This window comes from Pseudoalteromonas peptidolytica (genome assembly GCF_012641745.1).
Lineage (GTDB): Bacteria > Pseudomonadota > Gammaproteobacteria > Enterobacterales > Alteromonadaceae > Pseudoalteromonas > Pseudoalteromonas peptidolytica.
The window spans coordinates 104,691-127,046 of record NZ_WEHZ01000005.1 but is presented as its reverse complement, the minus strand read 5'-3'; the positions used below and the strand labels follow the sequence as shown (position 1 = coordinate 127,046).

The following is a 22,356-nucleotide window of genomic DNA, read 5'->3' as shown; positions in this document are numbered from 1 at the left end:
AGCTGAGTAGTAGGCTCAGCTTTTGGGTTTAGTTGATGTTTTGCTCTAAGAACACCGACTTTTCTATTTGTTCAAAGATACCCTGATAATAATTAGGGTCGACTATCATTTGCGACTCGACGATTTCACCATCGCTATTTAGGCGTTTAGCCACCGCATTAATCCTAAGTCGACTACCGCTTTTTATTGGGGCAACATTGGCAGAGACATCAACAGTAAGTATATCATCCATGTTGTTGTCACCAAATATCCAGTTTAAGCCGAGGGTGAAATAGGTTGCCAGTGCTTTGGTGACCGCTTCGGTGGTATTGGTTTGGGTGGTGGAGTAATTTGCTATTAGCACACCTGAAGATGAGTCTGACGCACTGATAGTAAACTCTCTATCCAGCAGTGCGTTGACAAGTGCACGGTAAACCAAAATAGACTCTGCATCGCTATATTCTTTGGTTTGTAAGCTACGCACTTCCATCGTTGACATTTGTGGCGCGGAACTTTTACATCCACTCAGCATAAGCAGTGTTGTCGCAAGTACGACACCTTTAACGGTTGCTGTTACTAGGGCGTTCATTGATTATTGCTCCTAGAACGAACTGGTATGATACGCTACTTTTTCGACTGTATCTCTCTTATCAAACTTGATGACAACCGTGAGCGTCTTAGTACTAACCTTACTTTTGTCATAGCCCGTTGACACTATGCCACCGCCATTCCCTGAAAAGTAGCCCAATGTTCCCGAGTTCGTTTGAAACACTTGCTCTTTGGTAAATTTGTCATAGATCCACACTTCTTTGCCATCAGGATCGGTCTTGACAATATTAGGGCTGCCTAATGCAATAGCGACGTCACTGGCCGGAAGGCCATTTTTGATTTCTTTTTGAACCACACCAACAGTCAGGTTTTTATCAGCGGGTGTGTCGTTATGTGGAGTTGAATTACAGCCTGAAAGCGCCAGTACTGCACTAACAGAGCAGATGAGTAAGCGGTGCATTTTATTACTTTCCTTCGTTAATGTATCAGGGACTAACTTAGCTCAAAAAATTAGCAACTGCAATCACAAACTACAGACTTTGGCGACGCGCACTACATGCTTGTCCCAGCGCTGTTGAATATTGTCCCATTATTGGGAGAGTAAACGAAAAGGAGACTGTTAAATTGACTATATATCAACAGGTTACTTTTGGCATGGTGTTCGCTTTATGAAATCAAAAAACAGTGCGATAACACTATGGACATTAAAATCAGCCGCAATAAATCCTCTCGTCAGTCACCCATTTGGCGGTGGCTAGGTATAACGCTTAGTGTGTTTGTGGCACTGAGTTTTTTGCTATCTCAAGAGCATAATCAGCTTGATGCGAATACGATTACCTTTGCACCAATTCAAAAAAGCTCGATACAGTATAGCGTTTCTGGGTATGGAAAATTACGTTCGAAACTTAGCCGAGAAATCACCACAACATTTTCCGCTCAAGTAAGCACGGTCGAGTATCTTGCAGGCACAAAAGTGGAGCCAGATACCGTTATTATGCGCTTGATTAATCCTGAGCTGACGCAAAGATTGCAGCGTGAACGGTTAACACTTGCTAGGCAACGCGCCAGTGTTGACGCATTGAAGCTCAGTCAGCAAAGTGAATTACTTACCTTGCAAGGGCAAATAGCACTGCTCCATAGTGAGTGTGAGAGTGCCAAACTCCGAGAGCAAGCTGAGCGACTGTTAGTGAAACAAGGCATTGTTTCAGAACTTGATCATAAGCGCTCCGTCCTGACTCTTGAACAGCTAAAAACCCGCGTTTTACTCAGTGAGCAACAACTTACACAAATGCAAGCACTACATATTAGAAGTATTGAGATTGAGCGGGAGTTGCTAAAAGAATATGAACTGAGCCATGACATAGCAAAACAAGCAGTGGAACAACTGAACGTCAAAGCTGGGATCGCAGGGATGTTGCAAGCTGTGAATGTGAGTCAAGGGCAAGCAATTACACCGGGGCAAACTCTTGCGGTGGTGGGCAGTGAACGTCTGCTGGTGGCAGATTTGTTAGTACCTGAAAGAGAGGCAAGTGAGGTAGTGATAGGGCAGCCGGCGATGATCAATACCTTTGTCGGTAAAGTTGCTGCAACGGTGAATCGTGTTGTACCGGTTGTTCAAGATGGTCGTATCGCCATTGAGCTGGCGTTAACGGGGGCACTGCCAAGTAACGCGCGTCCGGCGCTGAACATCGAGGGTAAAATCTTTACTGCAAGGATACAGGACGCGCTCTCAATCCCCCAATTACCGTGGCTGTCTCCACAATCCAATAGCGACTTATTTGTTTTAGATAAACAAGAAAATGTACTCATCAAAAAAAGTTTCAAGTTTGGTAAACTAGCCGGCAATGCCATTGAAATACTTGAAGGCGGCTCAGCCGGTGAGCAAGTGGTGATGTCAGATATGTCAGCTCATCAACACTTAAAAAAAATAACAATTACATCACTCAATCGGTAAAGGAAAAGCAAATGGATAATACAATTTTGGCATTGCACCAAGTAAGCAAGGTATACTACGGTCAGGATGTAGAAACCCATGCGATTAGTAACATCAGTCTAAACATCAAAGCAGGTGATTATCTCGCAATTACAGGGCCATCCGGCTCGGGTAAGTCGACGTTACTCAGTGTTTTAGGGCTACTAGAGGAGATCACCTCAGGCAGCTATTGCATTCAAGGTGTTGAAACCCGTTCACTCGATGCAGATACTCAGGCAGAACTGAGGAATTTACATATTGGTTTCGTATTTCAATCATTTAATCTGCTCGATGGGTTAACCGTATTTGACAATGTTGCGTTACCGCTACACTACCGAGAGCCAATTCTCACAGCTCAAGAAATCGAACAGCGCGTGATACGAGCGTTAACGCAAGTAGAGATGTCCCACCGAGCCAATCACAAACCGAGTCAATTATCAGGAGGTCAGCAACAGCGCGTAGCTATTGCCAGAGCGCTTGCGGGCGAGCCAAGTATTTTGCTGGTGGATGAACCCACAGGTAACTTAGATTCTAAGAATGGTGATGCGGTGATGGCCTTGCTGAACAGCCTCAATGAACAAGGTGTTACCATTTGTATGGTTACTCATGACACCCGCTATGCAGGCTACGCAAAACAGCAAATTCAACTGCTGGATGGAGTATTGGTGTCAAAAAGCAAAGTGTCTCACTCAGCTCATTTATCGGAGGTTATGTGATGACTTTGATGCAGCTCCAACGGCAAACCACACTTGCCATCAAAAGCTTACTTCAAGTGCCTAGTTTCTGTATTACATTAGTGTTGACCTTGGCGCTGACACTAAGCTGTTTTTTTGTTGCGCTGAGCCTGTTTAGCGGCTTTTTTATTAAACCTCTTGATATAGAGAGTGAGTCACGCTTTGTGGTCATTGAGCAAAACAATATCTATCAAGATCGGGTATTTGAAGGCATGCAAAGTGTTCAAAACATGCTTAATTGGCGACAAACCGAGGCGCTTTATCAAAAGCGTGCTTTGATCAGTAGTTTTTCGGATGTCGTCGAAAACCTACCAGGCTCACCTAAACTGACGCTGAGTTTTGTAAGTGATGACTACTTCACTATGATGAAAATGCCACTTGCGCTGGGTCGATACTTGACTACGACTGAAGATATTAATCAGAAAAACCCTGAAGTGATTATTTCCTATCCATTGTGGCAAAAGTATTTCAATGGTGAAGCTCGCGTGCTGGGCGCGAGCTTACGGATTGTTGATAAGCTATATACCGTGGTCGGTGTCGCTGCTCAGGCCTATTCAGACCCTTATTTTTTAAACCAAGGTAAGGGAGAGCTATGGTTAAGCTTCTCAGAGAATGAACGATTTTTTGGTACCAAGCGTGGTGAATATCATCCATGGACAAGTAGGCAGGAAAATCTCAAGTTATTGGCGATACTTACCGAGCAAGGCACACACAGCACTTTAGCGCAGCAGCTTTATCAAAACAGTCTCAGGCATCGAGGAGAATGGCAATCAGCAGAGCAAGAATTACAGGATATTAAACCTATCATACGTCTATACCGGGATGTAGAAGTAGCAGGCCATGATACCTTGGCTATTGTTGTGCTACTCAGTGTGATGTGTTTGGTGCTCATTGCCATTTTTAATGTAAGTAACTTATTCATCTCTCGCGCTCACACGCTTCAACAACAGCTTGTGCTGCAGGCAATGCTTGGTGCAAAGCGTGGTGTATTGTTTCGTGGCATTTTCCTCGAAGCGTTATTGCTAGTTGCAAGTGCCGTGGTGGTTGGGCTATTTTTTGCGGCGTGGCAACTGCGGCTAGTACAATCCCTGACTCACAGTTACTTACCGCTTATTGATACACTCTCTCTGGACTCTACTGTGTTGCTTAGCGCAGTTTTGATAGTGCTGTTGTTGGCGTTATTGTTTGCTTTTGTAACCTCGCGTATGGTTAATTTTAATCAACTCAGTCAAAGCATACGTACTTCGGGCAAAGGGAGTGTGAAAGCGCTCAGCATGCAGATGACCAAAACACTGGTTGCGGTTCAGCTATTTTTCACCACCGTGCTGGTGCTTGGTGCAACGCTTGTGCTGAGCAAAAGTGCGGATACACTGTTGCGACCCCTTGGAACTCAGGTAGATAATATGTACAGTGTGATGCTACATATACCAAATGACTCGACGCCATTTCCCAAGCGCTACACACACATTGAAGACTTTAAACAGGCACTCAGAAAAATACCTGGTGTGGTGGGGGTAGCACATGGTGAAAGCCCATTACAAAACGACTTAGCGGTGGTTGCGATGCGGGATCTGGCTGGTGAATGGATGCCAAGTATGATCCGAGCAAATGTAGGTCCAGATTATTTTTCATTAACAGGGCTTTCGCTGATTGCTGGGCGCACATTTAGTGAAGCGGCGATTAGGGGGGACAAAGAAGAAGTCATTGTATCAGAAGCAGCCGCACATGCGCTAAAGCCGGGGGGCAATGTTCTCGGAGATACATTCTTTATATTTAACCCCGATGTCCCAGCTGAAGTGGTCGGGATCTCACAAAATTTCAACCATCCAAAACGGTATACCGAGCTTCAAGGCAAGACGGCTTGGTTGCCTGCGCTTCCTTTTGGTTACCCATTTATTATTGAAATGGAACCTGATGTAACACTGACGCGTGCTCAAGTTCAATCGGCTATTCAATCCGTAGCAGGTCAGGCTGGTATATGGCGGTTTTTAGACCTAACACAAACATATCATAAGCTTACATATTTAGAACGTCTCACATTGTTGTTAAGCTTTGGGCTATGTGGCTTTAGCTTATTGTTATGCGGTGTAGGTATATACGGCGTGCTCAGCTATAGCTTTGAGCAACGACGATATGAGTTTGGTATGCGCATGGCGCTGGGTGCGAAAAAACATCGTTTATATCGCTTGTTAATATCAGACACGCTGATACCAGTTTGTGCGGCAATTTTTGTCGCTGTGACAGTCGTAGTTGGGCTGTACTTGAGCGCGCCATCATCTGAGTGGGTTTTAGTCAAGCCAAGCTGGTTTTTGGTAGTGCTGATGACACTACTTACTTTTGCACTTTTCTGTGCAGTATATCCGATGAGACAACTCATCAATTCCGCTCCAATGAGCGCAATAAGGCAATAAAAGTGTGGGTAAGAACCTAATACCAATTTGAAGGAGTGAATCTGACGCTAACAGTGTTAAAAATTTCTTATTTAGAACAACTAAATAACAAAATTTTTGCCTTGCCTACAGGACGTAGGTACCTCGGCGTGAGCAGGACGCGGAAGCGTTGTTATCGACAAGATTTTCTCACCTCAAAATAGACCACTTAATTAAGAGAATTGGTATAAACAAACAAGAAGTAGGAAACGATGACAGCTGTTTTAATCATTGAAGATAATCCTGATGTGCGTATGTCTGCAACTATTTTGCTGCAAAGCCACGGTTATCAGAGTATCGAAGCTTCACACCCTGACGAGGCAAAAGTCATACTTGCAGAGCAACCTGTTGCACTGATTTTACTGGATATGAACTTCAATAAAGACACTACCTCGGGAAAAGAAGGGCTGCAATTTTTGATGTGGCTTCGGCAAGTGTCGATAGAGGTGCCTGTGGTAGTCATCACGGCTTGGGCCAAAGTCGAGTTGGCGGTACAAGCAATGCAGCTAGGTGCGTGTGATCTAATCGAAAAACCATGGCAAAACCAGCGCTTGTTAAAAACCGTTAAACGCCACATTGAAACAAGGCAAACAACTACTGAGCCACCCACAAATAACACGCAAAATAAAATGCCCAGTCGTTTACTACAACAGGCACTAAGGGTTGCAAAAACCGATGCAAATGTATTGATATTGGGAGAAAATGGTAGTGGTAAGAGCCAGTTAGCAAGGTACATCCATAACAATAGTCTACGTAGTGAGCAGCCTTTTGTTAGTGTTAATATGGCCGCAATTCCCACAGAGCTATTTGAAAGTGAGTTGTTTGGTCATCGCCAAGGGGCGTTTACTGATGCGAAAGCGAATCGCACAGGGCGCTTTGAAATGGCTCAAAATGGGACTTTATTCTTGGATGAAATTGGCAGTTTGCCGGTAGCACAACAGGCAAAACTGCTCAGAGTGCTGGAAAGCGGAGAGTATGAAGTGCTCGGCGACTCAAAAACCAGTAACAGTAATGCGAGGATAATTTCGGCTACTAATGTTGATCTAAGCGACGCGGTGAAAACTGGACTATTTCGCCAAGATTTACTCTATCGTTTAAATACGGTTATCTTAACCGTCCCTGCACTTAGAGCGCGAGTCGATGAGCTACCCAGTTTAGCGACTCATTTATTAGCGCTACATACCAAGCGCCATGGCAATGACACCGGTGGTGAACGCAACTTAAGTAATGCAGCAATTGCAAAAATGAAAGCATACTCGTGGCCTGGCAACATTCGAGAATTATCCCATGTGATTGAGCGTGCAGTGATTTTAGGGGCGCACTCTGTGATAGGTGCACAAGATCTTGAGTTAGATGAAGATTTTCACGAGCAAGATATGCCGTTGCTAAGCCTTGAAGAGGCTGAAAAGCGGATGATAGAAAATGCTATTCGTCACTTTGAGGGAAATGTGGTTGCCGCTGGTGAGTTTTTGGGGCTGAGTAAATCTGCAATTTATCGACGTGTAGAAAAACATGAAATCAAATTAAAGGGCAACCAAGGTGGCTAAGCTCACATCCGTTGAGCAAAAACTATGGCTTGGTTTTGCGGTCCCTTTAGTCATTCTTGTTGCGGTATTAATTGCGACCATTATTTATTTTGAGCTGACTTTATTGGGGGCAATAACCTTACTTTTAGCCTTACTAGTGCCTTCTTTACTGTCACTTTGGTATAGCTACAACAAGGTGATGTCAGTACTTGATAACCTTGCTGTGCAGCTAGATAGCATCTCCAACGAGGAGCTAACTGTATGGCAATTATCTAGCTATCAAGGTGGTCGAGTCGCAGCGCTAAAAGCCGAAATTCAGTTAGTTGTGGAACGATTACAGCAAAAGCGGCAAGAATATGGTCAAAACGAGGCTTTTGTCTTTAATTTTATCAGTGAGTTAACACTGCCAGTACTTGTGCTTGATGGTCATCAACAGGTTTATTTTGCCAATCGTGCTATGGCGGACATATATCCAAATATGACCCTAGATGGGATACCGGCGTCAAAATTGGCATTAAATCAGGTCGATGAACAGTGGCAGTTACAACAACACTCTTCGCGCTACAAGATAGCATCACACCCACTTTATCGCGGGCAGCGTGTCTATCAATTGCTGGTTTTTGTATCGGTGGAGCAAGCGCTAAGAGACAACGAGAAACAAGTCTGGCAAAAGTTACTTTCAGTGCTAAACCATGAGGTTCGTAACTCCCTTACTCCCGTGTCTTCCATGGCGCAATCATTACAACAAGACAGAGACGTAATTCCATTGGCAACGCAGCAAACAATGCTAGGGGTGATAGAGAGTCGTGCGGCACACTTACAGCAATTTGTTGCAAATTATGCGCAAATTGCTCAATTACCTGCGGTAGAAAAACAAACGATAGCGGTTGAAGTATTAGCTAACCGCTGGCAAGCGCTCTTTCCTGAAGTGCAAATAGACGTACTGAGTTCAGGTGTACTGTATTGTGATGAACCGCAGCTCACACAAGCCATGATTAATCTCGTGAATAACGCACTACAAGCAAATCAATTAGCTTCGAAGCAAGGTATTACACTCACCATTGAAAAACGGCAACAATGGCAACTTTGCCTACAAGATAATGGCGGTGGCATTGATAATTTAGATAATCTTTTTGTCCCATTTTATTCAACTAAACCGAACGGTTCGGGCATTGGTTTAGTACTCAGTCGAGAAATCATTCGCAATCAACAAGGCGAGCTGTACTTGAGTAATTTAGCGGACAATCAAGGGGCTAAAGCGCTGATCACGCTCCCCTTGTGCTAATTGTACAGAGCGTCTGTTATATCAATTAGATTTAATACTTGCTCAATTTGAAGGCGTAAATCTGGCGCTAACCGCGTTAAAAATTTCTTATTTAGAACAACTAAATAGCAGAATTTTTGCCGAGTTATCGACAAGGTTTTTTCGCCTCAAAATCGGCCACCTAATTAAAATAATTGATATTACCAGATCTGGGTTTGGGGTGATTAAAGCTTTGCTGGCAACCAGTTATTGCCAATGAAGTTGCATCGCTATCCCTAAACCTCAGATTAAGTATTTCATTTATACAGCGCTTCGCGAGAGTAACATTATGGGTTACTGTTCACTTTTATAAACAGTCCCGCCATAGAGGTATCTGCGGAGTGCGTCATCGGTGCATTTTCAATACCAACAGCGGTAATAGTACCTGTGTCATGTACCGATAAACTTTGAATACTCGCAGAGCGCTCGGTGTGGTATGTTTCGATGGATAGATCAGACAAGTTTTCTATGTCCAGTTGTCCGATAAACCCATTGGTGTGTTCAACCCAGCTATTTGTGTCTACTTGCACACCACCGATATGACCGTAAAGATAAAGTGTATTATCAGCTATTGCCAACCCTCTCAGCACATCTTCTTTGTCTATGTTATACCAATACCGCTGAGGTATTCGTTCACCATGATAAACCTGTATTAAACCAACATCCCATTCACTCGAATAGCGCGTACTATCTGCTTTGCTTCGCCGCGCTGATACACCGATAAACACGGTATCTTGATGCACTTTGATATCGTCAATCAAAGAAGAGTGTTCATCGCTAATAAACTGCTCATTAAGCAACTCGCCATTGAGGTCAAATGTTTTTACAATGACGTGCATGTCACTTTGCGCAACATCTTGGGGGACTGCATGAACCGTCGAAAATTTATGGTTATATGCGGGGATTGCATCTGTGCTGATGTTTTGAGCGCTATAAAGGTAGCCATTATCAGAGATGGCAATTTCTATTGCTTCTGAAGCCCGAGAGCTATTACCCCAATACCGAATATCGATAGGTTTTTGCCACATTAGTTGTAAATTGGCGTCATATTTTGCAATTTTTCGTCCGCCATTATTATAACTAACATATAAGTTTTCATCATGGCAGGTGAACTTAGCATTATTAAAGCGCCACCACGTGATACTGGTTTGAGTGTATTTTGTGTCGCTAAGAGGATCATCTGTCGGGATGATAGTGAAAGGATTGAGAAGCCAAGCGTTTTTGTCAGTGGGTATATCATATTTGACATCCATTGATAGTGCTTGCATTGGTACGCTTTTTAGCTGTACGCCAGTTTCATCATAACGCTCTAGTTGCACACTGAATATATCGTCGCCTTCTTGTATAAATCGACCAAGAATATATTCACCCGAATCGAATACACAAGCATCAACAAACCCCTCAGTCGATTGTTCGAACTGATAAGTTTGACCGTTAGGATCAGTGATGGCATAAAAACCTTCTTTATTTCCCGATTCTTCAACACTTGACGTTTCTCCTAGCACTAATAGCTTGTCATTTTTTAAGTTAAAGACGCGCTCCAAAGCTGTGGTGTAACCCAAATCGCTGGAGTACAGGCTATTTTGTTGATCAAGTGCGCTGAGGTTGAGTTTATTTTCCAGAGGGTTAGGCGCAGGGTTGGGAGCAATATTTTTTGGGGGAGGCACAGTGTTTGAGTCTGAAGCGCTTCCACCGCAGCCTACCAGCGATGTGGTAGCGCAAACGAGTATAGTCAGTATTACACGCATAATAAAATCCTTTCAAAAGTAACACCATTTGCTTTACTCAGCACTCTATATTGAGGCAATGACATTACGTTTCCATCTAACAAAGTACCTATATGGGTGATGGGGGACTCCATCTGGTGATGTTAGAAAGAGGCTATTAACGCAATCTTAGTTATGTACTTCCTCAAACAGCTCAAGTGCTGAGTCAAAATAGTGAAACGGGTTAGCGAATCTGTAATTCATAATAAGTAGAGCAACCTTTTATACCAATTGGCCTTAATACTTGCTCAATCTGAAGGCGTAAATCTGACGTTTACTGTGTTAAAAATCTCTAATTTAAAACAACGACATAAGAAATTTTTGTCTTGCCTGCATGGACGTCGGTACTTTGGCGATAGCAGAACGCGGTAGCGGTGTTATCGACAAGATTTTCTCGCTTCAAAATAGACCACTTAATTAAGAAAATTGGTATCAATTAAGGTCAGAAAATATACTAACTTAGGTACAGGATGGAAGTGTAAAAGAGTGTAATTATGGCAGGTTAATTTGTTACGCTGATTGGGACATATAAGCCCTGCGTCTTAATCAAAGCTTGTATTGATACCAGGCTGATTTGTTGCATTACGACAAACAATCACGCAAACCAAATTTCAGATATTAAGTGCAAATCGAACAATTTTATTTAACTTCACAATTTACCCACAAACGTTGCGGATGATATAGGCTTACTGTTTAGGGGGAGCGAGCGTGGCAGAATTAGAACTTATTCGAGTTGATAAATACAGTGAACAGACAATGGCACATCTGTTGGAGCAGAGCGATTATCCGCGTCAACTTGGCTTGTTTGAGTTATGCTGTGCAACGAACATGGCATATTTATTATATGTAGATGGCAAGTTGGTGGGCTTCATTGCGATATGTATTTCACGCCGCAGAGAGTTTGAGGTCTGTGCACTCTATATTATTCCCTCAGAACGCAGAAAAGGGTATGCCAGCCAGTTTATGGCGCATATCTGGTCTATTTATAAAGGGTGCTGGAAGGTCAAGAAAGAGGGCGATACACCCAGCTCTCGTGCATTTTGGCATGCTGTTTTGAATACCAAAGGCAAGTCTGCGAAGCAAAGTCAAAATACATTCGACTTCGCCGTTTAATACCACTCACCTTTTTCAAGCCAAAATGCGCGTCCAAAACCACCAACGTACCGTACTCGTGTAACAACCACTCGCCAAAGGTTAAAATCGCCGAGCATGGCATATTGCTGTGCCTTTTCATGGGTGGCAATAAACTGGTCAATTTGCGCGCGGCTTTCATCTCTCGATAATTTATGGGCATGGCCTAAAATAGTGACTCGAGCATTTTCAACGTCTGCGACATCACCATCGTCTAAAATCATAAAAGAAAGCTCAGAGTGTTTAATTAAATTCTTCGTGTGCTGTGCTATATCGCTGATAAAAAAATAAAAGTGGTTATCATCAAGAAAGATATATTGGGCGATAGAGGAAAAAGGAAACCCTTTTTGATTGCTTGATAGGGTAGATAAAAACGCGCTCTTATGTTTTTGACACAAGTCCTTAGCTTCTTTGATAGCAGTTTTTCTCATTGTAATATGCTCATAAATCATCAGGTGGTTTTCCACTATGATCGCTAAAACTAAAAATAAAATCAAAAAGTAAGTAAGCAAAAGAGAGGTTTTGTAGCTACCTTTTTAATAGTTGAGTTCATAAAATTTAGAGTATTTACTTGGTTTTTTATTCCGTTTGTAACATAGTTTGGTTACTCAAATTAGAGCAATGACATTATGCTAAGTAAACTAACAATAAAACAAAAAATTACTTTAGGCTTTAGTGCATTAGGCTTGCTGCTGCTACTTGCAGGTATCCTAGCCTACTTAGCGTTAGCGCAAATTAAATCAGCCAATCAAGATATGGGCGAGGTCACACTACCAATTCAGCGCAGTGCTGATGCTCTGCAGCTTGAACAACTTAAACTCAGCAAGCTTATTGCCCAAGCTTACACATTAGAAAGTGCAGCCGAGATAAGTGACGCAAAGCAGCGATTCGCTGCTGGAAACGCGTTGTATGTTGAGCGCCAACAGCATTTGACATCATTAACGGAATCCATGCCTACGTTTGCAGAGCCGCTAAAACGCACGCTTAACCTTGGCCGTAAACTAAGTCTTGCAGCAGAGCAAATGCTACAGGCTAAAGCCGATGCTGTAGAAGCACAACAACGTATTCATGAGCAATATCAAACATTGCAAAAAGATAAAGAACTGGCCAGTAATGCGATGCTGGATCTTGAGTTATTAGAAACCAGCAATACGAGACAACTAGAGGAAATGATAGGTACAGGTGTCCGTATTGATGACATGCTTTTTACCCTTGAGAATAACAGTGAGAGGATCAGTGGGCTATCTCTTCAACAGCTGACACCCCATCAACAAGATATGCTGTTTTTACTGGATAATATTGATAATAACGTGGCATTTTTACAGCGCCAAGCTATAGGAATGAATGCAGAGCCGCTGCTGGCGCAGTTTGGTGAGGGAATGGGCAGGCTGAGGGAAAAGCTAGAAGCGCCGGGTTACCTTTATAGCGCAGTAAAAGAGAAGCTCAATAAGCAACAGCAGGCAGCTACACTATATAAACAATCTGAGGAACATGGTTTTACTATTTTAGCTGAGCTTGAAAAAATGCAGCAAAATGCCAATGCTGCTTTTAATCGTGCACAAAGCGAGGTGAGTGTACTAATCGAGCGGGCACAAAATGTGACCATGATTCTGGTTGTGGTGTTTATTGTGTTGGGGGCGTTTATTTCTGTATCAACCAGCCGTGCGATGTTAGGGCCTTTGGCTGCGGTAAATAAAATGTTGAGGCACTTAGCGGCTGGTGACTTTTCAAAAAAAATGAGCAAACGTAATGACGATGAGTTTGGACAGTTAATTGATAACATCAACCAAGTAAAAGACAACTTAAGGGAGTTGTTAGAGTCGATTAACAAGCAGGTACATGAGCTCGAAGCATTATCACAAGCTTCACTGCGGGAAAGTAAGCAAATAGCAGGGAATGCCACAGAGCAGATGCGACGAATGGACAATGCAAACCGGCTATCACAAAGTATTTCAGCCAGTGCCTTATCTGTGTCTGAGCGCTCTTCTGAGAGTCTTGCAAGCATTCACACTGCCAACCAACACAAAACCGAAGTGAGCAAAAATGCACAAGAAAATAAGCAGCATATCTTGTCTTTGAGTACACGTATGTCAGAGGCGGTCGAGAGTATGGCCAAGCTGACCTCACACAGTGAAAGTATTGGCAGTATTTTAGATACTATCGTCTCTATTGCTGAACAAACTAACCTACTGGCGTTAAATGCTGCTATTGAAGCTGCGCGTGCTGGAGAGCAGGGGCGGGGCTTTGCAGTGGTTGCTGATGAAGTAAGAACACTTGCGTCTCGCACGCAAGAATCAACTAATGAAATCAATCAAAAAATTGTTGCACTGCGACAAGATACACATACTGCCGCCGAGGCGATTAACTCTGGCCAACGAGATGTTGAATTCAGTGTCCAACAAAGCGAAGCGCTTGCACTGGCAATGGATGAGATAGCTACCGCGATTGCACAAGTGACTACGCTAAGTGAAGAAGTAAATCAAGCTGCGGGACATCAAGCGACAGACTGTCAACAAATAGAGCAAGTGATGCTAGACGCACAGAGCACTGCAAGCGAGAACGCTCAAGCTATGCAAAGTTTAGCAAGGGGCAGCGAGTCTTTAAGTAGTTTCTCGCATCGCCTTGCTACACTAGTTGAGCGATTTAAATTGTAATATCAGTGATGATGACAACGCCCATTACGAAGTGCAGTGTCATCGTTACCGTATTCAGCTAACAAGCAATGTCTTTTATAATTCCCTGACATGCGCAAGGATCCATAAAGTGTGGTACCGGATAATCTGGGTGGGCTTCTTTTAATGCAAGCTCTGCTAAATATGCCACGTCGCTTTGTAGAACTTCATGAAGCTTGGTTTGAATATTTAGCTCGCGCAGCAAGTTTTCTATGTGGTTAAGCAAGTCGTCTGCTTGTCGTTCTATTGGGTAGTCCAACGAAGTAAGGCCACAGTATCTGGCGATTAAGGCTAGCTGCTGGTTTATTCTATCACCATACCATTTGAGTACAGGTAGCAATAACACTGCGTTGGCAAGGCCGTGAGGCGTGCCATACTGCGCACTTAATTGATGCGAAATAGCATGTACATAACCTACAGATGTTCTGGTAAAGGCTTGACCAGCGTAATGAGAAGCGAGTAGCAACTGCGCTCTTGCGTTTAAATCATTAGGGGTCTGTTGCACTTTAGGTAAAAACTCAAAAATGGCTTTACATGCGCAAAGCGCGCGCTCTTGACTGAATTTCAAACAGTTGATACTGAGGAGCGCTTCAATTGCGTGAGTTAAGGCATCAATCGCAGTGGTTGCGCTAATATGTGCAGGCATGCTGGTGGTTAATTCTGGCAACAACACAGCGTGATGGGGCACCAAGCAGAAGTCTGTTGCAGCGTATTTTGTATTGCTCTGTGGGTCGTTTACCACAGCTGCAACGGTAGTCTCTGATCCAGTTCCTGCGGTGGTTGGAATAGCAATATTGGCAGGCAAGCGCTTGAGTACTTTAAACAGGCCTTTTAGCTGGGTAACTTGCTTGTGAGGCCTGACAATTCTTGCACCAATGAGTTTGCCGCTGTCTAATACCGAGCCACCGCCAAGAGAAATAATAGCTTTACAGTGTTTTTGATGATATGTCGCGACACCATTTTCAATGTTGTCTATGGTAGGGTTGGGTAATACCTCACTGTAATAATGCGCGACCAGATTGGCTTTTTCTAATGCCTCTGCAACGATGTTATGGAGGTTTAGCTGTAATAGGACGTTATCTGTGACAACCAGAACGTTGTCCCCTTTTTGCAATCCCAGTGCTTGTATCGCACTGTCTAATCCTTGTTTACCCTGATGTAGTTTGGGGCTTGGAATACCAATAAAAATCACAATACATTTGAGTGCAAAATGGTAAATGCGATAGAACCAATTCATAGTTACCTACCTATAACTGAGAATAAGAGCGCGAAATTGGTAAGATGAAGCATTGTAAGGCTGTGTTAGCTGTATGACGCAGACTACAGCCCAATACCAATTAAATCGCGGTAAAATTTGTAAGGTTATACCAATTTTCTTAATTAAGAGGTCTATTTTGAGGCGAGAAAATCTTGTCGATAACTAGGCAAAAATTTTGCTATTTAGTTGTTCTAAATAAGAAATTTTTAACACTGTTAGCGTCAGATTTACTCCTTCAAATTGAGCAAGTTTTAAGTCAAACTGGTATTAATACCTCCAGTCTGTACTGTAGACTTATCATATCGAGATTGCGAGTAAAATGATCAGCTGGGTGTTACGGCCTAACTTGACAGCCAACGTCAGTCATATGACGTTTTTCAAGTACTTGAGCTGCTGCTTTTTTTAATTTTTGTACGTAAGCTTCTGGCGCATTTTTACGAGCAGTGAGGTAAAGTGTTTTACTCAAGTTGGGGACTTCTAAGACTTTATCCCATTGCGCACGAGCGCCCATTCTAGTTGCCATTCTTTCAACAAAATTCTCCGCACCGAAGATTATTGTCAGGATTAAAACCGTGCTGTTTCAGGTAATTCTCTGAGAGTTGGTCGGCACCAACGGCAACAACATGTTGTTTTATTTTTTCTATACTCCACTGAGAGTGGGTGTTTACATCGGCACGCTTATAAAACGCGACGTTCAATTCACACAGCGGTGCAATCCAAGTGTAATTCGCTTCTCGATCACTGGTCTTGGCTAATGAGTACAGCAATGCGTAAGGCGATTTACTGGCATATGACTTGGCTCGTGCCCATGGCAACATATAGATTTGATAGCCTAAATCGGCTTCCCACATAATGAGTCTGACAATTTCGCTAGCAAAACCGCCGATGGCGCCATTTTTTTGTTTGACTTGATAAGGAGGAAGATGCTCGGTGTAGATATCTATTTTCTTTGGTATGCCAGCGTGTGTATAAAAAGCACTGAATATAGCGATAACGCTCCCAATGAAATACTGCATATAACGTTCTCAAGGTTGTTTTAGGTAGTATAACTCATAATTTGGTATTGGTTTTACTTGTGCCTTGATAATTTTCGTTTGGTGTCATTATGGCATCATTAAAGTGCATTTTGGTGTATTTATAGAATTAAATAATGACGTAAACTAGTCTCCGTGGTTGAGGAGTTGTTATGCGTTTTGTTTCATTGATAGTGGTCTGGCTAGGTTTCTTATTGGTGTCTATCCCTTCATATAGTAGTGAAGTTGCACTGGATTATGTGATGGGAGAGGGTGACGTTAAAGGCTTAAGGCTTGGTTATCGGCCAGCATACTTTAGTATTTCAGAATATGGGTTCAGTGAAGGTTCGTACATTTACTTTGAGTTGAGTACGAACTATTGGGAGTATGGCGACCCAAAACGTTCAGACACTAGTTTTGCAATTGCTTTATCGCCTGTGCTCAATGTGCCAATAACCAAACTCGGCACGATGCCTGTTAATTTTGAATTTGGTATTGGCATGTCATACGTCAGTGACACACGTTTTGCCGGTAAAGATATTGGTGTGCATTATCAATTTGAAGACCGAATTGGTATCAATTTAAGCGTAACACCATATAGCAGAGTGGGAATGAGGTACTTACATTACTCAAATGCTGGTCTAAGTGATCATAATCCAGGTCTGGATTTCTTTAACTTATTTTACGTTAGGCGGTTCTAATACGGTTTACTAAACCAACTTTCGTATTCAAACAGTAGGTTGGCTGTTATTGCTCAACCTTAGCGTGATTTTGCAAACAGGTCGGATCCGGTTTGCACAACGGTTTTTTCTCCCTTTTATGATTTCAAGGATGAAATCTTTTCTTACTTATTTCACGATTATTTTCCTTTCGTAACGCGTTAGAATCTACCAGCTGATGTTGCTGCTTTAGGGATGTTTTGGCCGCAGTGTTCAGCTGTATCGACAAATAACTTCTGACTAGCGTTATATTATGCCTTTTGAGCTTGGGTATTTTATAACCTTTTACCTTGAGTTCAGGTGGAATACTGCGAACAAAAGTTTGACCTAAACTTAGGTTTAGGAATTAAGGTCTTTTTCCAAACAATAATAAAGAAGGAAGAACCATGGAAATAAGCTCTGTAACTACACGATTAACGCGTTTCACCCCATTAGTTTGGGTGATGCTAATTGGCAACTTTTTTGTTCGTGCCAGCTATTACATGGTGTGGCCATTTTTAGCCGTAATACTGTATGAAAACTATGGGCTGAGCGCTACTGAGGTAGGCTTGCTGCTGACGGTATCTGCGACGGTCGCAGTCTTTTTAGGCTTTTACACCGGTAATTTGGCTGATCGTTTTGGTCGCACCAAAATGTTATACATTGCTGTCAGCATAGGTGCGATTTCTTTTTCTATGCTAGCGGTGGCAGAGTCATTATGGCTATTCGCAACATCGGTATTTTTGGCCTGTTTGCCCAGAACGCTTTGGGATGCACCTAGTAAGGCGTTACTTACCGAAGAACTGGCAGATGTAAAAGACAGAGAACTAGCGCTTCACCTTCTCTATTTCTTAGTCAATGTGGGAGCAGCGCTTGGGCCTCTTTATGGGTTATGGGCGGGGCTCAATGGGGAGCAATTTAGTTTTATCTACACCGGTATATCTTATATTGGTCTACTATTTGCTCTGCTTTATTTTCGACCTAAGTTGAGTGAAGCACAGCTTGCAACTGCTCAGTCAGCAGCTAAATCTGTACCAAAGTTTTCAAAGTGGCTTGGGATTTTACGTAAAGATAAAGTATTTCTGATAGTGCTTGTCGCCACGACTTTGGTGTACTTAGTATATGCTCAGTGTGATTCGAGCTTAGTTCAATACCTTACCCGTGCTCAAGTACCTGAATTAGCATGGTTGATCTCAAGCCTCATAATAGCGAACTCAAGTGTCATTATTATCTGCCAGTTTCCGCTACTCCATTTGATGAAAAATTGGCGAATTGAACATCGACTATATGCAGGCGGGATAGTTTTGGTGATATCTCAATTGATGATGGCTATCAATGATGTACAAAATGTCTGGGGTTGGATAGCAGCAATGATGGTGTTGAGTTTAAGCGAGGCGATTATGTTCACAAATATCAATGTGTACATCGATAGGTTAGCTCCTGATAATTTAAAAGCTAGTTACTTTGGTGCCGCTGGACTTTGTTCCTTAGGATATGCTGTGGCACCAGTAATAGGTGGACTTATCTTGGATCTGCACTCAGGGATGATGTTGTTTATAGTAATGACATTAGTATCAATCACGGCGCTTGGTTTTTATCGTATTGCTCAGGTAAAACCAAGCGTGGCCGCTGAAGCTTCTTAAATATCTCGCGCTCACAATATATGCGGTGTTCGAACCTGTATCACCGCTTACCTTTTTAACTGGTATTAATTACCAGCCATTTTCTGTAAGTAGCTAAGGCGCTGTTGCTCCGCTGCGCTTGGCTGATATGGCTGACGCTCCAATGCGTCAAAGTAAAAATCGGTGATCTCATACTCAGAGACTTTACTGTCGCCAAATTGTGCCCGTTTTCCTGGCATGGGTGACATTTTCTCAATAACAAAGGTTTTTAGTGTAAATCGTGAAGGGCCTGACTTCGCTGAAAATGGCTCAAGCACTGAGTGATGAGCTTTTAAATGAAAGACCTGTTTACCCTCGCTGAGCTTTTGCTTTTCTACTAGATGACTTACGGGAGTGCCATCAGGTGTGAACAGGTTTGCGCGGATCCGATAGCTACCGCTTTGTTTTACCTCAAGTTGAAGCGGAATGACTAAATCGCTTTTATGGGGATATGGCTGCGCAATCGTTAGTAAAGTTGCGCTGGGTTGATAGTAACGAGCATTGGCGGTCAGTGCTACGGGCTTTGCATTAGTTGGGTTTGCTCTAACTTGGATATTTAACTCAGGTGGCCAGTCTGCTTGTCCTGCAATTTCTCCTTGCCAAACCTCTGTTTTTTTTATTAATCGAGAGGTTGCGATGGCCTGTTGTGTCATTGGATCAACGACTGTAGCAACCGCACTGGAAAACTGACTGCCAGATAAACTAACTTCGATGGTTGCTGGATGAATAAAGCGATATTGATTTAATGCCAAAGACACCTGTTGGTTGGTATCTTCTAATAACATAGTAACGGCGTAAAAATGGTTGGGGTTGAGTCTGTCAAAATCCCCTTTCCCAAGTGGTTGTGAATAGGGTGGCAAGGAGATGCTGTACTCATAATGTGCTGCCGCAGATTGCGCTGCTTGTGCAAGGGGCAGGGCATCGATGAGAGGTTGTTTTTTTGACGCTGTGGCTTGCGCTGTAGCCGCCTTCGGAGTTGGTGTTATCGCACTTGCATTAAGGGGAGGAGTTGCCAGCAAGGCGGGTGTAGGTGAGGGAGGCATTGGGCGCTGCAAGGCAAAAAAAACTGCCGCAATACAGACGATGACTAAAAGCGTGCTGATTAAGAAAAACTTTTTCATAAACTTACTCTGTTAATACAAGGAACTGCGCAAGTCAGTTCCTCAACATAGAAATTAGCAAAGTGACACTGTGATCACAGTGAACTTAAAATCAATTGTGAAAAGCTTTGAGAGTCAGACTCGCTTACGTAGCGATAGGTTTTTTTCCAAAACCAACTGCCAGTTGTTTCTTCGTAAGTGTTGAAGCGAATAGTCTTATATCCAGCATTGAACTGGGTGCGTGCTGCGGTTACTTTGCCTTGATAGTCTCTATCAGGAAGATTGCCGTGACTATACTCAGCACTCATGAGAAGTGGGTAGTGATAGGGCATAAAGCTTGTTACTGCATCATCTTGTGCGGTGAGCTGACCATTGATAGCAACACTGCTACTGCAGCTTCCAAAACTGCCTTTTGCCGACGCACCGCAAGAGGAATGAGTAGATACCACACCATCGTCATTGCCAGGTAAAAAGCCTGACGTGAGACCAAAATAGTCACTTGCATCAGCAACAAATCGCAGGCGTGGCGCATTGTCACTCGGGTATTGCGAGACTTGTCTGGCATTATTTACCTTTAAATCCCACATTATCCCAAACTCTTCGGGCATACTGCCTAGCCACGCTTCAATAGCTTGACGTGTTAGTCCACCGACTATGCCACCAGAAGTTGCCGCGTTAATTGCGGTGTCAGCTAATTCACTGCCCCCACCGGCACCTGCTAAATCAAAGGTAGCGACAATATTCAAAGGAGAAAGGCCTGCATTTTGCAACCAAGTTGCTTGGTTATCTAAGATATAACGTGCGACTAGATCACCTGTTGAGTGAGTCACAAACACACACCCTGGATCACAGGTGCCATTCTCGGCAAATGACTTTAATTTTGGCCAAATAAAGTCAGTGGCAATTTTACCTTCTAGGCGCTCATAAGAAGGCCAATCGATGCGAGCATCAGCATGGTTTATCCAAAAAGATGACCAGTACTCTTGACCTTCAAGCTCAACATTCGTGCTAGTTGGGCGGTTTAGTTGATCCGCTTGAAAGCCATGGATAAGAATGGTTTTATAGTCTGCGGCCTGCACCGGAGTGCTAAGTGCCACGCCGGATAATAACGCTGAAATAACAGCAGTGTATACAAAGTTAGTTTTCATTGTCTTCGTCCTTTAAAGCGCCAAGTGACACATCTATAACGAGCCTAAGACCGAGTATTAATCTCGTGAGCTCTTAGAGTTCGCACAACTACTTTCACTACTACTGAAACGCATCTTATTAGTATAATTTGACGTGCATCATTATATTCACGTCAGGTTAACTTACGCTACCTCTGGGTTGTTGTGAAGATCCGAAAGTAAATTTAATGTTTTTTCACTACGTTTCACAAATGGGTTGGTGTCGTCCCAAACATAACCAGCCAAAACAGAAGTGATTTGGCTTTTTATTTTTTCCGGCTTGTTATTTGAAAAGAATAAACGGCGCAGACGACCGTCATACCAGCCTTCAATATAGGTACGCATCACTGCGATACCATCAAGCATGTGCTGTTCATACTCTTGTTGCCAGTCTGCGGCTTTACCCTCAAGTTGCTTGACTATTAAGTCTGCGGCTCTAGCTCCGGACTCAATCGCAAACATAACTCCCGCTGAAAAAACAGGATCAATAAACTCGCTAGCGTTACCAGTTAGCACGAAGTTTTTGCCATAAAGCTGCTTAATCCCTTTGGAATAACCTTTAATCTCCTTAGGCTCCATGCAAAGCTCCATTCCCTCTAGCATCGCGGAGGCATGTTTATCACGAGCAAGATAAGTTAAAAAGCGTGTTTTGGTATCACCTTCTGCGCTCTCTAAATAAACCGGATCACCAACAAAACCAACGGAAACGCGGCCATCTGAGAAAGGGATCAGCCACGCCCAAACTTCTTCTTCGTGAACTAAAATAGTGACTTTATTGTTTTCAGCGCCTGTATTGACACCGTTTGCTGGTTTAAATTGTGCGAACAGTGTTGCACGTGTAGGTAAAGAAGAAGGCTCGTTTAAGTCCAATAAGTTAGCTAGCACACGGCCATAACCACTGGAGTCAACTACGAATTTTGCTTGGATTTCTTGTTGCTCACCGGCCTCGTTTACTACTTTAACAATAGGTGATTCAAGCTCCATATTAGCATCAACAACTGATGTACCGAACGCAATAGGTGCGCCCATTTTTTGTACTTCTTCTGCAAGTACATTATCAAAATCGTCTCTAGGTACTTGCCAAGTCCAAGTCCAGCCATCAGTATAATTTTTTGAAAAGTCGAAAAATTCGTGGAAATCATCTTGCTTAAAATTGGCACCAATTTTTTTCTGGTAATTGCGTGCGACAAGGGCTTCCATAAATCCCGCATCTTCTAAGTGCTGCATACTTTGTGGTAGAAGACTTTCACCGATGACATAGCGAGGGAAGTGGCTACGCTCAACAATTTTTACCGTGAGTCCAGCTTTGATAAGTTTTGCTGCGGTCATGGTGCCGGCGGGTCCAGCACCGATAATAAGTACATCTACATTTTCCTTAGCCATTTTGTAATTCCTTAAT

The 22,356-nt window shown here is 43.0% G+C and carries 19 protein-coding genes; 9 read left to right on the top strand and 10 right to left on the bottom strand.

Annotation, left to right across the window (positions count from 1 at the left end):
- Positions 1-28: 28 nt before the first annotated feature.
- Positions 29-568 (bottom strand): hypothetical protein, encoded by a 540-nt coding sequence (locus tag F9Y84_RS04955; protein ID WP_128732846.1) that lies wholly within the window; start codon positions 566-568, stop codon positions 29-31.
- Between the two features lie 12 nt (positions 569-580).
- The gene (locus F9Y84_RS04950) at positions 581-988 is read right to left on the bottom strand and encodes a hypothetical protein (RefSeq protein ID WP_125254406.1); all 408 of its coding nucleotides are present in this window, start codon (positions 986-988) and stop codon (positions 581-583) included.
- Positions 989-1,225: 237 nt separating this feature from the next.
- Between F9Y84_RS04950 and F9Y84_RS04945 the strand changes: the two genes are divergently transcribed.
- From F9Y84_RS04945 to F9Y84_RS22515, 5 genes are all read left to right on the top strand, one after another.
- Positions 1,226-2,482 carry an efflux RND transporter periplasmic adaptor subunit gene (locus F9Y84_RS04945; protein WP_147391341.1) on the top strand — a complete coding sequence of 419 codons (1,257 nt, stop codon included), beginning with the start codon at positions 1,226-1,228 and terminating at the stop codon, positions 2,480-2,482.
- A gap of 11 nt (positions 2,483-2,493) precedes the next feature.
- Complete coding sequence (locus F9Y84_RS04940) at positions 2,494-3,216, top strand: ABC transporter ATP-binding protein (protein WP_125254408.1); 723 nt, start codon at positions 2,494-2,496, stop codon at positions 3,214-3,216.
- Entirely contained in the window at positions 3,216-5,645 is a 2,430-nt protein-coding gene (locus F9Y84_RS04935) for an ABC transporter permease (RefSeq protein ID WP_147391342.1), read from the top strand. The genes F9Y84_RS04940 and F9Y84_RS04935 overlap by 1 nt, the downstream gene beginning before the upstream one ends.
- 230 nt (positions 5,646-5,875) lie before the next feature.
- Complete coding sequence (locus F9Y84_RS04930) at positions 5,876-7,210, top strand: sigma-54-dependent transcriptional regulator (protein WP_147391458.1); 1,335 nt, start codon at positions 5,876-5,878, stop codon at positions 7,208-7,210.
- A complete protein-coding gene (locus F9Y84_RS22515) occupies positions 7,203-8,474 on the top strand; it encodes a sensor histidine kinase (RefSeq protein WP_147391457.1) in 1,272 nt (423 codons plus the stop codon). The genes F9Y84_RS04930 and F9Y84_RS22515 overlap by 8 nt, the downstream gene beginning before the upstream one ends.
- A 305-nt stretch (positions 8,475-8,779) precedes the next feature.
- Here the strand turns inward: F9Y84_RS22515 and F9Y84_RS04920 are convergent, their stop codons facing one another.
- Positions 8,780-10,240, bottom strand: coding sequence for a hypothetical protein (locus F9Y84_RS04920; RefSeq protein WP_147391290.1), 1,461 nt, complete (start codon positions 10,238-10,240; stop codon positions 8,780-8,782).
- A 726-nt stretch (positions 10,241-10,966) separates the two neighbouring features.
- On the opposite strand from F9Y84_RS04920, the gene F9Y84_RS04915 reads away from it, so the two are divergent.
- Positions 10,967-11,371, top strand: a complete 405-nt coding sequence (locus F9Y84_RS04915; protein WP_244297443.1) for a GNAT family N-acetyltransferase — start codon at positions 10,967-10,969, stop codon at positions 11,369-11,371.
- Here F9Y84_RS04915 and F9Y84_RS04910 read toward each other — a convergent pair.
- On the bottom strand, positions 11,368-11,820 hold the full coding sequence (locus tag F9Y84_RS04910) for a pyridoxamine 5'-phosphate oxidase family protein (RefSeq protein ID WP_147391291.1): 453 nt from the start codon (positions 11,818-11,820) through the stop codon (positions 11,368-11,370). The two genes, F9Y84_RS04915 and F9Y84_RS04910, sit on opposite strands and share 4 nt — an antisense overlap.
- A gap of 198 nt (positions 11,821-12,018) precedes the next feature.
- On the opposite strand from F9Y84_RS04910, the gene F9Y84_RS04905 reads away from it, so the two are divergent.
- The gene (locus F9Y84_RS04905) at positions 12,019-14,043 is read left to right on the top strand and encodes a methyl-accepting chemotaxis protein (RefSeq protein WP_147391292.1); all 2,025 of its coding nucleotides are present in this window, start codon (positions 12,019-12,021) and stop codon (positions 14,041-14,043) included.
- A 58-nt stretch (positions 14,044-14,101) separates the two neighbouring features.
- On the opposite strand, the gene F9Y84_RS04900 is transcribed toward F9Y84_RS04905, so the two are convergent.
- From F9Y84_RS04900 to F9Y84_RS04895, 3 genes are all read right to left on the bottom strand, one after another.
- On the bottom strand, positions 14,102-15,298 hold the full coding sequence (locus F9Y84_RS04900; RefSeq protein ID WP_147391293.1) for an iron-containing alcohol dehydrogenase: 1,197 nt from the start codon (positions 15,296-15,298) through the stop codon (positions 14,102-14,104).
- A gap of 355 nt (positions 15,299-15,653) precedes the next feature.
- Complete coding sequence (locus F9Y84_RS22060) at positions 15,654-15,842, bottom strand: hypothetical protein (protein WP_225740742.1); 189 nt, start codon at positions 15,840-15,842, stop codon at positions 15,654-15,656.
- Positions 15,843-15,846: 4 nt separating this feature from the next.
- Positions 15,847-16,335: a type 2 periplasmic-binding domain-containing protein gene (locus F9Y84_RS04895; protein WP_225740741.1), complete on the bottom strand. Its 489-nt coding sequence runs from the start codon at positions 16,333-16,335 to the stop codon at positions 15,847-15,849.
- Between the two features lie 170 nt (positions 16,336-16,505).
- Here F9Y84_RS04895 and F9Y84_RS04890 point away from each other — a divergent pair, with 170 nt between their 5' ends.
- The gene (locus F9Y84_RS04890) at positions 16,506-17,033 is read left to right on the top strand and encodes an acyloxyacyl hydrolase (RefSeq protein ID WP_147390956.1); all 528 of its coding nucleotides are present in this window, start codon (positions 16,506-16,508) and stop codon (positions 17,031-17,033) included.
- Between the two features lie 404 nt (positions 17,034-17,437).
- A complete protein-coding gene (locus tag F9Y84_RS04885) occupies positions 17,438-18,673 on the top strand; it encodes an MDR family MFS transporter (RefSeq protein WP_125254418.1) in 1,236 nt (411 codons plus the stop codon).
- A 65-nt stretch (positions 18,674-18,738) separates the two neighbouring features.
- Here F9Y84_RS04885 and F9Y84_RS04880 read toward each other — a convergent pair whose 3' ends face one another.
- From F9Y84_RS04880 to F9Y84_RS04870, 3 genes are all read right to left on the bottom strand, one after another.
- Positions 18,739-19,812 carry a hypothetical protein gene (locus F9Y84_RS04880; RefSeq protein WP_147390957.1) on the bottom strand — a complete coding sequence of 358 codons (1,074 nt, stop codon included), beginning with the start codon at positions 19,810-19,812 and terminating at the stop codon, positions 18,739-18,741.
- Positions 19,813-19,886: 74 nt separating this feature from the next.
- Complete coding sequence (locus tag F9Y84_RS04875) at positions 19,887-20,939, bottom strand: hypothetical protein (protein ID WP_147390958.1); 1,053 nt, start codon at positions 20,937-20,939, stop codon at positions 19,887-19,889.
- A gap of 162 nt (positions 20,940-21,101) precedes the next feature.
- A complete protein-coding gene (locus F9Y84_RS04870; protein WP_125254421.1) occupies positions 21,102-22,340 on the bottom strand; it encodes an NAD(P)/FAD-dependent oxidoreductase in 1,239 nt (412 codons plus the stop codon).
- Between the last annotated feature and the right edge of the window lie 16 nt (positions 22,341-22,356).

Excerpts from the sequence above, each read along its gene's own strand:
- F9Y84_RS04955 (WP_128732846.1), bottom strand. The coding sequence starts at position 568 with ATGAACGCCCTAGTAACAGCAACCGTTAAAGGTGTCGTACTTGCGACA.
- F9Y84_RS04950 (WP_125254406.1), bottom strand. The coding sequence starts at position 988 with ATGCACCGCTTACTCATCTGCTCTGTTAGTGCAGTACTGGCGCTTTCA.
- F9Y84_RS04945 (WP_147391341.1), top strand. The coding sequence starts at position 1,226 with ATGGACATTAAAATCAGCCGCAATAAATCCTCTCGTCAGTCACCCATT.
- F9Y84_RS04940 (WP_125254408.1), top strand. The coding sequence starts at position 2,494 with ATGGATAATACAATTTTGGCATTGCACCAAGTAAGCAAGGTATACTAC.
- F9Y84_RS04935 (WP_147391342.1), top strand. The coding sequence starts at position 3,216 with ATGACTTTGATGCAGCTCCAACGGCAAACCACACTTGCCATCAAAAGC.
- F9Y84_RS04930 (WP_147391458.1), top strand. The coding sequence starts at position 5,876 with ATGACAGCTGTTTTAATCATTGAAGATAATCCTGATGTGCGTATGTCT.
- F9Y84_RS04920 (WP_147391290.1), bottom strand. The coding sequence starts at position 10,240 with ATGCGTGTAATACTGACTATACTCGTTTGCGCTACCACATCGCTGGTA.
- F9Y84_RS04910 (WP_147391291.1), bottom strand. The coding sequence starts at position 11,820 with ATGAGAAAAACTGCTATCAAAGAAGCTAAGGACTTGTGTCAAAAACAT.
- F9Y84_RS04905 (WP_147391292.1), top strand. The coding sequence starts at position 12,019 with ATGCTAAGTAAACTAACAATAAAACAAAAAATTACTTTAGGCTTTAGT.
- F9Y84_RS04900 (WP_147391293.1), bottom strand. The coding sequence starts at position 15,298 with ATGAATTGGTTCTATCGCATTTACCATTTTGCACTCAAATGTATTGTG.
- F9Y84_RS22060 (WP_225740742.1), bottom strand. The coding sequence starts at position 15,842 with ATGGCAACTAGAATGGGCGCTCGTGCGCAATGGGATAAAGTCTTAGAA.
- F9Y84_RS04895 (WP_225740741.1), bottom strand. The coding sequence starts at position 16,335 with ATGCAGTATTTCATTGGGAGCGTTATCGCTATATTCAGTGCTTTTTAT.
- F9Y84_RS04890 (WP_147390956.1), top strand. The coding sequence starts at position 16,506 with ATGCGTTTTGTTTCATTGATAGTGGTCTGGCTAGGTTTCTTATTGGTG.
- F9Y84_RS04885 (WP_125254418.1), top strand. The coding sequence starts at position 17,438 with ATGGAAATAAGCTCTGTAACTACACGATTAACGCGTTTCACCCCATTA.
- F9Y84_RS04880 (WP_147390957.1), bottom strand. The coding sequence starts at position 19,812 with ATGAAAAAGTTTTTCTTAATCAGCACGCTTTTAGTCATCGTCTGTATT.
- F9Y84_RS04875 (WP_147390958.1), bottom strand. The coding sequence starts at position 20,939 with ATGAAAACTAACTTTGTATACACTGCTGTTATTTCAGCGTTATTATCC.
- F9Y84_RS04870 (WP_125254421.1), bottom strand. The coding sequence starts at position 22,340 with ATGGCTAAGGAAAATGTAGATGTACTTATTATCGGTGCTGGACCCGCC.